The 10,925-nt window shown below is 43.3% G+C and carries 10 protein-coding genes; all 10 read right to left on the reverse strand.

Annotated features, from left to right (window positions below; translation table 11 throughout):
* Nucleotides 1–204: 204 nt before the first annotated feature.
* Nucleotides 205–615, reverse strand: a complete 411-nt coding sequence (gene fliS / locus B9J87_RS12360) for a flagellar export chaperone FliS (RefSeq protein WP_010318718.1) — start codon at nt 613–615, stop codon at nt 205–207.
* Nucleotides 616–625: 10 nt separating this feature from the next.
* Nucleotides 626–931: a flagellar protein FliT gene (locus B9J87_RS12365; protein ID WP_013856304.1), complete on the reverse strand. Its 306-nt coding sequence runs from the start codon at nt 929–931 to the stop codon at nt 626–628.
* A gap of 1 nt (nt 932) precedes the next feature.
* Complete coding sequence (fliD, locus tag B9J87_RS12370) at nt 933–2,933, reverse strand: flagellar filament capping protein FliD (RefSeq protein ID WP_013856303.1); 2,001 nt, start codon at nt 2,931–2,933, stop codon at nt 933–935.
* Nucleotides 2,934–2,955: 22 nt separating this feature from the next.
* On the reverse strand, nt 2,956–3,384 hold the full coding sequence (flaG, locus tag B9J87_RS12375; protein ID WP_013856302.1) for a flagellar protein FlaG: 429 nt from the start codon (nt 3,382–3,384) through the stop codon (nt 2,956–2,958).
* 74 nt (nt 3,385–3,458) lie between these two features.
* Complete coding sequence (locus B9J87_RS12380; protein WP_026028066.1) at nt 3,459–4,589, reverse strand: flagellin; 1,131 nt, start codon at nt 4,587–4,589, stop codon at nt 3,459–3,461.
* Nucleotides 4,590–4,874: 285 nt separating this feature from the next.
* Entirely contained in the window at nt 4,875–6,008 is a 1,134-nt protein-coding gene (locus B9J87_RS12385) for a flagellin (RefSeq protein ID WP_013856299.1), read from the reverse strand.
* Between the two features lie 243 nt (nt 6,009–6,251).
* The gene (locus B9J87_RS12390; RefSeq protein ID WP_094147538.1) at nt 6,252–7,385 is read right to left on the reverse strand and encodes a flagellin; all 1,134 of its coding nucleotides are present in this window, start codon (nt 7,383–7,385) and stop codon (nt 6,252–6,254) included.
* Nucleotides 7,386–7,510: 125 nt separating this feature from the next.
* Complete coding sequence (locus B9J87_RS12395; protein ID WP_017048866.1) at nt 7,511–8,413, reverse strand: Dyp-type peroxidase; 903 nt, start codon at nt 8,411–8,413, stop codon at nt 7,511–7,513.
* Nucleotides 8,414–8,479: 66 nt separating this feature from the next.
* Nucleotides 8,480–8,947 carry a DUF2919 domain-containing protein gene (locus B9J87_RS12400; protein ID WP_094151019.1) on the reverse strand — a complete coding sequence of 156 codons (468 nt, stop codon included), beginning with the start codon at nt 8,945–8,947 and terminating at the stop codon, nt 8,480–8,482.
* Between the two features lie 240 nt (nt 8,948–9,187).
* Entirely contained in the window at nt 9,188–10,726 is a 1,539-nt protein-coding gene (locus tag B9J87_RS12405; protein WP_094151031.1) for an EAL domain-containing protein, read from the reverse strand.
* Nucleotides 10,727–10,925: the final 199 nt, after the last annotated feature.

A 10,925-nucleotide genomic window follows, 5' to 3' on the forward strand; every position in this document is an offset into this window, starting at 1 on the left:
TCTGAAAATCGTTATTCAGTTTTGTTTTTCTATAATCACTTGATTAAACGATAGACAATTTGTGGAATTCAGCAACAAAAAAAGCCATTAGGCTAGTAATGGCTTCTATTCTATGGAATAAAAAAAATAAGGCAACCAAGCAATGAGCTGGTGTGACATCAGTTAAAACTTTAAAAAATAAGTGCCTAAAGTTTTATAAATAACTTATATGCCCACTTCGCTTGCCGTTAGATTGTGGTATTCAGGAGGGATTTGATCCCATGCTGATTTAATTTCTCGAATGATGTCGATCACATCATCCAGTGGTTGCGGGTCATTTTGATGATTCGCTTCGGTGATCTGAGTGATCATAAATTCATAAAGCTGATCTAAATTTTTTGCAATATCCCCGCCATCACTCATCGATAAGCAACTGCGTAAGCTAATAATGATATCCAATGCTTTACCAAGGCGTTCACCCTTACTTGGAATATTCCCCTGTAGCATTGCTGCTTTTGCTTGAATAAGGCGTTCAATGGCACCCGCCATCAACATTTGTACGACTTTATGCGGCGAGGCCGCACTGAGCTGGCTATCCACTGATACCTTTTTGTATGCCTGTAAAGAACCGCGCATAGTCTTCCTCTTATAAAAACTTTTTGTATTGCTGAACGGATTTATTACCGTGTCGGTATTTTTGGAGCGTTCTACCGATCTCGACCGTTTTTGACTGCATCAGTTCAACAAGATGTTTAGTTTCATCAATAGCCTCTCGCCATTGGCTCGACATTGCAAACTGTGGATTTTCTGACGCATGCGTCAGTAAGTTTTGCAATATCCGTTCCCTTTTATCGACAAGATGATTGATTTCTTCAGTATTAATTTCATCAATGACAAGCATTGCTCTTATTTGGTGATCTAGATCACTTAAAAGGTCGAGTTGCTGCTCCATATCAGCCGCCTAACGCATTCATCATACCAGCTAATTGGTTCTGCATTTTACTGGTCGCGTCTTGCATTGCTGAAAACTTAGAATGCGTTCGCTTCTCCAAACTGTCCATGCGGCGATCAAGTGCCGCTTGGTCGTCCGCCACACGGTAGTTGCGTTCTACTAAGCTTTTTTCGCGTGTGCGAATCGACCCTGTAACCCCCGTCATGCTCTGAATAGCATCTTCAACCCGTTTGGCAAATCCTTGGTTTCCACCAAAGAACTCACCTAGCTTATTAAAGTTGTTATTGAGTTGGCGATCTAGCATGTCGTAGTTAATTTCAAGTGTCCCTTGGCGTGTGGTGGTAATACCAAACTCAATCAGACTTTTGATCTCTTCTGGAGCCTGCTCAATTCTAGTCGAAAAAACACTACGTAGGCGGGAGTCTGCACTGCGCACAATACTGTCACCCGCCAGTGGCCCTGCTTGGCCAGTCCGAGGGTCAACGCCTCCAAGTTCTTTAGAGACCTGATAAAACTGATTATACGCCGCGACAAATTGTTCAATATCATCGCGCACGGTTTTGCGGTCATATTCGATGCCAATTTCAGCCGGTGGTTTGCCTTTGGCCGTTTGCCCTTTAAGGGTCAAATCAACCCCTTCAATCGCATCTTCAATCACGTTGTTGTTGCTAGAAAGGGTCGCCACACCGTCCAAAACCACCACGGAATCTTGGCCTGCTTGTACTTGAGTCATACCTTGATAGGCGTCAAACGATGCTTGTGCCGCTCTAAGCTCAGCATCTGCTTTGTCCACTTTATCTAAATACTCACGCTCTTGCGGGTCAAGCTTTTCACGCTCTTTCTGCTTGGCTTGCTCTGGCGTCAGTTCACCACTACGCACCGCCGCCGCAACCGCGGCTTTTTCAGCTGCTAATTGCTGTTCAAGCTTGGCTTGCGCTTCTTTGGGGGTGACATAGGAGTCAACCAAAGTACCAGAAGCGGTATTGGTCCAACCGGGCACATCTGGCGCTTTTTCTAACGCAGTTGCATCAAGCTCTGGCTCAGGTTCATAGTAGGAATCGAGCAAGGTGCCAGAGGCGGTTTCAGTCCACCCTGGAATACGATCTTGCGGTTTCAGATATTTATTGGCAGCAACACCGGCGGCGGCGGCAGCTTTGACGGCGGCGTCGGTTAATTCACCGGCAGCATTAGCAACTTTACCGTCGGCAGCTACTTGCCCGGCGACTTCTTGAACACCACTCGCCATACTTTGGTCAACTTCGCGTGCCGCCGCACCTATTTTCTCGGCGACTTTTGCAGCGATAGCTTGTTGAGCTGGCGTGAGTGGTGCAATGATTTGTTGCGCCGCAGCGCGTGCTTTTTCTAAATCTTTAACGCGTTCTTCCAGCGTTTTGTATTCTAGATTTTTGAGCGGATTTCCGGCATCAGACTGAGCATTAATTTTAATGTCATGATCTTTTCCAGATAGATTAGAGGCCACAATCAAACGTGGCCCTTCAACATCATTGATTACCGAAGCACGAACCCCGGGATTGGTTTTAGTGCTGTTGATACCGCGAACGATATCAATCAATTTTGAATTGGCTTGGACATCAACATCAAACTTCTGATCACCAAGTGAAATCTGCAGCTTACCAGGACCAAACTTTGCCTCTTTATCTAAAACATCCGAGGCAACTTTATGGCTCTGTGCAAGCTGCAACACATCGATAGCATATTTACCTGCTATTGCGTCAGTGGTGGCTGTCGCGGAGACGACATTTTCATCAGTAGTATCGACTTTTCGCAAAGCGAAAGCCTTCTCCTGACGAAAATTCGTCATAAGATTTTTCATCGTATCCAGCGACTCTTTGAGCCGGCCGTAGGCACTGATACTGGCATCAATTTGGCCAAGCTCATTATCAATACGTTGCTGCTTAGGAACGCGCTCTGCATTGACAATTTTGCTGACCAAGGAATTGATATCCATGCCAGTATTCATACCCATCGGGCCTAAGCTCATTAAATCACCTCAAAAACTACGATTACACCTTAGCAACCAATAAACCTGTACTGTGGTCTTTTTGTCTGGCAAGGCGTCGCAAAACCTCTAGCATTTCCTCGTTCGGGATCTGACGAATAATGTCACCAGTACTGGCTTCATAAATCGTCACAACATCCCGTCCTGATTCTTCATCGACTCTAAACGCTAAGTCTTTGTTGATAGATGAGATAAATTCATTCATCTGCTCTACCATCTTGGCTCTTTCCGATTTGTTGATCTGCTCTCGTTGCTGTGCAAGCTCGATTGCCGCTTCAACGCTTTGGTTTTGCCTATTTCTTAACTGTTCAGTACGATTCACCTCATTTTGTTTCGAGGAAGCGCGTGTCGCGCCATCGTTTTCTGAAGCAAATTTAATGCCACTTTGCGAGCCGTAAGGCTGGATGTTCGATGTGTAGGATGGTATTTCCATAACAATCTCCCTTCCACCTCATAGGTTGGCAGTGAAAACACTGCTTTCCCCACAAAGCTCCATTCGCCTATCGGTTAACCCAATAGACTAAGAGCTGCAGATGGTGACTGCTTCGCCTGTGCCAAAACTGACGTACTCGCTTGCTGCAAAATCTGCGACTTCGTCATTTGGGTTGTTTCACGGGCATAATCAGTATCCTTAATTCGACTACGAGAAGCGTTGACGTTCTCATTGATGTTATCAAGGTTACTGATGGCATGACCGAAACGGTTCTGGAATGCACCTAACGAGGCGCGTTGGCTATCAACGGCCTTTAGTGCACCATCAATCAAAGCTACAGCTTCCTGAGAGCCGCCAACTGTTGTGACATTGATGTCTTTGACGGTTACGTCTTTACCTGCAGCAAAACCAATTTCAGTACCCAGTCCACCACCAATAGTGACATCGCTTGAGACTTTTTGATTGGCGGCAAACAGTTGCAGTTTACCTTCATCACCGACTGAAGCTTTGATGTCACCATTTTGACCATTAATGTAAGTAGCGACTTCTTCTAAGTCATCACCCGCTTTAGCGTTAATAGTGACTTCGCGAGCTTCTCCTTGTTTATCAGTATAGCTCAGAGTCAGATCCGTCGCATTGGTGACTGACCAGTCAGGCGCTTTGCCATTTGTCGCGACATAGCTCTTACCGCCCATCGCTTTTGTGTCAGAACGCATGTCGCTCATGGAAAGCATCACAGCTTCACCAGAATCGGCACCAATTTGGAAAGATTTATTACCAAACGAACCATTTAGCAGTTTATTACCACCAAACGAGGTTGTTTCAGCAATACGGTTTAATTCATCATTGAGTGCTGAGACTTCCTCTTGGATCGCTTGGCGTTCTGAACTTGAGTTAGAACCGTTTGCTGATTGCAAAGAAAGATCTCGCATACGTTGCAAGATATTGGTGGTTTCATTCATTGCACCCTCTGCGGTTTGTGCAATGGAGATACCATCATTTGCGTTTCTTACCGCCATATCTAAGCCACGGCTTTGTGACGTTAAACGGTTTGAGATTTGTAGACCCGCTGCATCATCACGCGCGCTATTGATTTTATAGCCCGATGACAGACGCTCCATCGATTTCTGCGTACCATCAGCGGCGTTATTTAAATAACGCTGTGCGGTCATTGCAGACACGTTAGTGCTTACATTAATTGCCATATTGATCTCCTTAGGCATTGTGTTGATGTACTTCCGTGTCTCTCACCTCACGTCGGTACACCTCATTTCTCTCGTATCCTTTAACGGCGAAAGATTTATATCCTTTAGAAAAAAATAAGCCTTTTTTTAAAATTTATGCAGCGAGCATGAGAAATGTGATTAGCGTCAAAAAGTAAGAAAGATAATGCTGCATCGACTAACACTTTTTCCACTTTACCGCTAAGCAAAAAAATCCAGCCGAGGCTGGATTTTCATTAAGGGTAACTCTTGAGCTATTGGGCTCTTTTAGCCAAGTAAGCTAAGTGCCGCTTGTGGCGCTTGTTTTGCTTGAGCCAGCACTGAGCTCGATGCTTGAGAAAGAATTTGCGACTTAGTAAGCGCTGTTGTTTCTTTGGCAAAGTCAGTATCTTTAATACGGCTCTTAGAAGCACTCACGTTTTCGTTAATGTTATCTAAGTTGCTGATTGCATGGCTAAAGCGATTTTGGAATGCACCTAATTGTGCACGGTGGCTATCTACAAATTGCAGTGCAGCATCAACAATGGCAACCGATTCTTGAGCGCCACCCACAGAGGTCACATCAATGACATCTACGGTAACAGCTTGACCAGCTTGCATGCCGAGCTCACCAGCAAGACCGCCTGCGAATGTTACAGGGCCTTCTACTTTATTACTGCCAGCGAAGACTTGTAGTTTTCCTTCATCATCAACTGATGCTTTCACCATATCAGTTTGGCCGTTGATGTAAGTCGCCAACTCTTCAATATCATCGCCTTCTTTAGCTGAGATATTGATAGTCTGATCTGTACCTGAGGTATCTTTCAGGGTGATTTGTAGATCGTTGCTGCCGGCTTGAACTGACCAATCTTTATCTTTGCCGTTCGCCGCTTGGTAGCTTGTGCCGCCCATCATAGCATTGTCACTACGCATGTTGTTTAGGCTAAGCATGACGGCTTCACCGTTATCCGCACCGATTTGGAATGACTTAGTTTCAAAAGTACCGTTAAGTAATTTGTTACCACCAAATGATGTGGTTTCTGCAATACGGTTTAACTCGTCATTCAGAGCGGTGACTTCTTCTTGAATCGCTACACGGTCTGCTTTTGAGTTTGAGCCGTTAGCTGATTGTAGTGACAAGTCACGCATACGTTGCAAAATGTTGGTCGTTTCATTCATCGCACCCTCAGCGGTTTGTGCAATAGAAATACCGTCATTCGCATTACGTACTGCTACGTCAAGACCGCGGCTCTGAACATTCAAACGGTTAGAGATTTGTAGGCCTGCCGCATCATCTTTTGCGCTGTTGATTTTAAAGCCAGAAGATAGGCGTTCCATTGATGTTTGTTGTGCATTGCTAGCGCCGTTTAGGTAACGCTGTGCTGTCATCGCTGATACGTTGGTATTTACATTAACTGCCATGGTGATTACTCCAATTGATTTTCCGATGTTTCCGGTTTCCGACGTCTCGGAAAACCAAATAGTTCTCTCAAAGTTACTTTTTATAACGGCGGTATTTTCCAAAGCTTGAGGATTTTTTTTCGATTTTCTTAAAAAAAATGTGTTTAGTGTAAAAAACAGGATAAGAGGTCAAAAACCCACCAAAAAGGTAATAATTTCGCTAAAGATTTGTTATTAAAAGTCGATAAGTGTTGCTTTTTATCGCTAGCGAAGTAAGGCCAATGCTAGGTTTGGCTGTTTTTTGGCTTGCGCAAGAATAGAGGTACTGACTTGTTGTAGGATTTGCTGTTTTACCATTTGGGTGGTCTCTTTCGCATAGTCCGTATCTTTAATTCGACTGTTTGAAGAAGCGAGGTTTTCATGTACGTTGTCGAGATTGTTGATAGCGTGGTTAAAACGGTTTTGCAAAGCGCCTAACTCAGAGCGATGGCTATCAACGTACTGCATTGCGGTATCAATGATGGCAACCGCCCGCTGCGCACCACCGACTTCGGAAATATCAAGAGTGTCTACTGCTTCATATCCCGTCACATTCATTTGCAACTGATTGGCTAAGCTACCTTTAAAATCAATAGTCCCAGAGGTTTCTTTACCCGCCATGAACAGCTGTAGCTGTCCTTTGTCGTTGACTGACGCCGATACTTTATCGGTTTGCCCATTGATGTAGGTTGCCAACTCTTCAATATCGTCCCCTACTTTTGCTTGGATTTGAATGTTGTGCTGTTTTCCCTTGGCATCGGTATAGCTCATGGTGAGCTGCCGATTATCTTGTGTCACCTGCCACTGGCTATCCGCCATGCCTGCCGCAACATAGCTAAAGCCCCCCATATCCAAACTGTCTGAACGCATATTTTTTAACGAAACTTGCACTGCTTCGCCAGAGCTCGCCCCTATCTGAAATGAGGATTGACCAAACGAACCGTTCAGTAACTTACGACCACCAAAAGAGGTGGTTTCAGCAATTCGGTTTAATTCATCGTTCAAGGCGCTCATTTCTTCCTGTAAAGCTTGCCTATCCGCTTTACTGTTCGCGCCATTCGCCGACTGCAAAGAGAGATCTCGCATACGCTGAAGCAGGCTGGTGGTCTCTTGCATTGCACCTTCAGCAGTCTGCATGATTGAAATGCCATCATTAGCATTGCGTACAGCGACATCTAAGCCCCTCATTTGCGACTCAAGGCGATTCGAAATTTGTAAACCTGCAGCATCATCTTTGGCACTATTAATACGCTTCCCGGAAGCAAGACGCTCCAAAGATTGATTCAACATTTCGCTTGCTGAGCCTAAGTGGCGCTGCGCAATCAAAGCAGAAACATTGGTATTAACGGTAATTGCCATAACAGACCCATGCCATAGAATGAATGATCTCTTTATCGGACAGTAGACGCTTTTCTTTACATAAAATGCTTAAAAAAGAAAAACCGAGCACAAGGCTCGGTCCGATAGTAGGTCAGTATTGAAACTTACTTTAGTTCAAGATGTTGCAGCATCTCAGCTGAAGGGGCAAAAAAGTACGCACCCGTTACGGCTTTGGTAAAGCGCAGCAGTTGGTCTGTTTTACCATCCGCCACACCATACATACTTTCCAACATCACTTTAAAGTTATGCAGCGTATGGCAATAAGCAATGAATAGTAAACCGTGCTCACCACTCACCGTACCGTAAGGTAAGCTATGACGAACAATTTTCAGCCCTTTCCCCTCTTCTTTGATATCGACACGGCCAACGTGAGACGCTGCAGGTACATTATCAAGCTCAATCGAATCAGGCTTAGTGCGCCCAATCACTTTTTCTTGCGCCGCCACATTTAAGCGATTCCAAGCTGGAAGGTTATGCACAAAACGCTGCAACATCACATAGCTGCCGCCAGCAAATTCACCATCAGCAATCAGTGCCACTTCTTGACGTTTTTCGGCTTTAGGGTTTTCAGTGCCATCGATAAAGTCCGTCATATCTCGCGCATCTAAGTAACGAAATGAGTAGGTTTCATCCACCATTTCAACCAACTCGGCCACGGGTTCCATCCATTTACGCAACACATAAAACAGCAAGTCATGACGCTGAGAATGGCAGTGAATCAACACATCCACCTCGGTACTTGGTGCTATGGTTTCGCCTTTACCAAGCTCAGGAAAATCAATCAGCTCTTGTGGTATGCTTTGGTTTAAACGCTGCCAAAAGGTGCGAGTAAATGCGACCGACACGGTTAATTCAGCGCCGGGTTGATGTTGATTTATCTCATTGACTAAAGCGGGCAATGCTTTTAATTGCGCTAAAACATGCGCCGGATTTTGCTTTACTTTTAAAAGGCTAAACAGTGCAAACGGACCTGCTTCAGGCAGAATCGCGGTTTGAGGTTGTGTCATAAAATATCCTCACTTACTTATTTTTGCTCAGTGTAATTCAGTTTTTTGGGGCGACCTTGATTGGGATCACGCCTTGTCTATGAGCGGGATAGAAAAACAATCACGCGCACTTTTACTCTTCAGTAGATATAGGCCAAACCATAACAGCACCAACAGTGTGCTTGCATTGGCCCAATTAAAAACGCCGTGCTCTAAATAGATATGATAAAGCGTTTGTATAAATTGCAAGATAACCATAAGTAACGTCAGCGGTTTTCCCATGCTGACGATGCGGTTTAGCCACGCTCGTTCAGGAGCACGTAAGCTGATAAGCCACATCAGAATGATACTTGGCAACCCCATAATCAACCCCAAATAAAGCATCGAATGGTCTGGGTAAACAATGGTTAAAATCGTCGTGCCATTATCTCGGCTTGCTCCTGCCACCACGAAAACAACCCAAGCTTTTGCCAAAAATAACCAACCAAGCCAGATAAGTTTAGGGGCTTTAAGAAAACCATGTTGGTCGTATCGCTCTAACGCATAACGCATCAATACCTTCGCTCTTTTAAAAAAACGTTTTTACTTTAGCGAATAGATTTCAAATAGCTAGCCAGATCTTTTGCTCTTGACCAGTTTCTAACTTGAATGCACGCAAACGACTCGGAATTGCGGGTAGGCAGGATAATCCTCAAAGATTTTCAATAAACGTTACACAGGTCTACTAAACAGTGGTATGGATGGGAAGTCAGATATCACAACCAAATCAGGTCGCTAGTTTAAAAACTATCGTAATTATTTAGCATGACATTGGTCTTGATACGCCTGTAAGAATTCCGATAGAGGCACAGGTTTTGCGAATAAAAAACCTTGTAAATAGTTAACATTATGATTTTTTAGATATTCAGCTTGCTCAGCCAGCTCAACGCCCTCAGCAACAAGATCAATTGATAAACGCTTAGCAAGTTCAATCGTATTTTCAACCAAGTGTTCAGCAATAGGATCCTTTCCTATGTTTTTAATGAATATTTGATCAATTTTTAAGTAGTCAAGATCGATTTTTTGTAAGTTTATCAGACTGGAATGGCCAGTTCCGAAGTCATCAATCGCTATCTTACAGCCCAAACGTTTTATGTTACTGAAAAGTACATCTGTTGCATCCGAAAACTCAAGAACCTCTCGTTCAGTAAGCTCTAAAACAAGCACTACTTTCTCTGTATCGATATACTCAACAAAAGCCTTACATTGGTTAAAAAGATCTTGACCATTGCAATGTTGAGGCGAAATATTTATCCCTACATGAAACGGATGAGGTAAGGAGTCCTTATAATTATTCAACTGCTTAGCGGTTTCGTTAATGAGCAATTTTGTCATAGGAATAATCAACCCAGACTCTTCAGCTTGAGGAATAAAAAGATCCGGACGAACCACACCTTGAATAGGGTGAACCCACCTTATCAAGATTTCTATACCCATAATTTCATTGGTTGAGGCATTAACAATCGGTTGAGCATAGGGTACAAATTCTTCTTGACGAATTGCACGCTGAAGTTCCGAATCTAACGTTTTTGGGCGGTTAATAAGCCACCAATAACAAATCGAAAATGACACCTGCATAAATACAATCAAGAAAATATAGAACTTTCTCTCATTCCAAAATGCAGACCAGGATGATGGGTAACCAAATCCTGCATAAATTGTAAATGGGAAACGTTCTGATTTAATCTGTTGAATAGCAGTCAGTGCAAGCGTTGGATCAGTTGGATACATTACACCGTCCTCACCTAACCAAAACTCCCCCAACTGTAAAAATAGAGATAAAGCATGAGCAGAAGATTGAAGTAACGCTTGTTGGATGTGTAATCCGTCAATACCGCTAAGTGACACATTATCATTTTCCACATTACGAACGACAATCAGTGGATGCTGCAAGTCTACTTGACTGCCTGACATTAATAAGAGCTCACCTGAGATATAAGTCTGCGGGTTATCAATAAATGATCGTTCTCCCCAAAGAGATGTACAATATATCACTCCATCATGAGCTAAATTTGTCGTTCTTACAAAAGGGCTCGTCGCTACAATTTTTCTTAATTCTACGATAATTTCATCACAACTCTCATTATGACTAACGAGAGAAAGTGTTTTCTTATTCGCTTCTTTTCCGTAATAGAGAATAGAATCAATGTTTGATGCCGCACTTACAGCGTACTCTTTTGATTTTTCTTGTAGGGAACGAAAAAAATAGTAATGAGATAACTGCAAGATAAGAAAGCAGGGGAGCACTGTCAAAAAAATGAAATGAAATGACTTTAGCTGGCCTTTTGCACTCATTATTTGCTCCATATAGTTGGTAGAGTGTTATTTATTAACCTATTAATCACTCCATCCCCACAAATTATTAAAGTTAACATTGTTCACTTATTAATCACCAGCTCCTCAGTTTCACCCTCAAAGATGAAATTAGGACAATCATAAAATGCACTAATTTATTAAAAATAGTGAAAAAGGCAAAGTATCAACACCATATATC

The sequence above is a fragment of the Vibrio sp. V19_P1S1T109 genome (assembly GCF_002241375.1).
GTDB classification, from domain to species: domain Bacteria; phylum Pseudomonadota; class Gammaproteobacteria; order Enterobacterales; family Vibrionaceae; genus Vibrio; species Vibrio anguillarum.

Bases quoted from the DNA above. Each gene is read 5' to 3' on its own strand.
- fliS (WP_010318718.1), bottom strand. From the start codon at position 615: ATGCGCGGTTCTTTACAGGCATACAAAAAGGTATCAGTGGATAGCCAG.
- B9J87_RS12365 (WP_013856304.1), bottom strand. From the start codon at position 931: ATGGAGCAGCAACTCGACCTTTTAAGTGATCTAGATCACCAAATAAGA.
- fliD (WP_013856303.1), bottom strand. From the start codon at position 2,933: ATGAGCTTAGGCCCGATGGGTATGAATACTGGCATGGATATCAATTCC.
- flaG (WP_013856302.1), bottom strand. From the start codon at position 3,384: ATGGAAATACCATCCTACACATCGAACATCCAGCCTTACGGCTCGCAA.
- B9J87_RS12380 (WP_026028066.1), bottom strand. From the start codon at position 4,589: ATGGCAATTAATGTAAGCACTAACGTGTCTGCAATGACCGCACAGCGT.
- B9J87_RS12385 (WP_013856299.1), bottom strand. From the start codon at position 6,008: ATGGCAGTTAATGTAAATACCAACGTATCAGCGATGACAGCACAGCGT.
- B9J87_RS12390 (WP_094147538.1), bottom strand. From the start codon at position 7,385: ATGGCAATTACCGTTAATACCAATGTTTCTGCTTTGATTGCGCAGCGC.
- B9J87_RS12395 (WP_017048866.1), bottom strand. From the start codon at position 8,413: ATGACACAACCTCAAACCGCGATTCTGCCTGAAGCAGGTCCGTTTGCA.
- B9J87_RS12405 (WP_094151031.1), bottom strand. From the start codon at position 10,726: ATGAGTGCAAAAGGCCAGCTAAAGTCATTTCATTTCATTTTTTTGACA.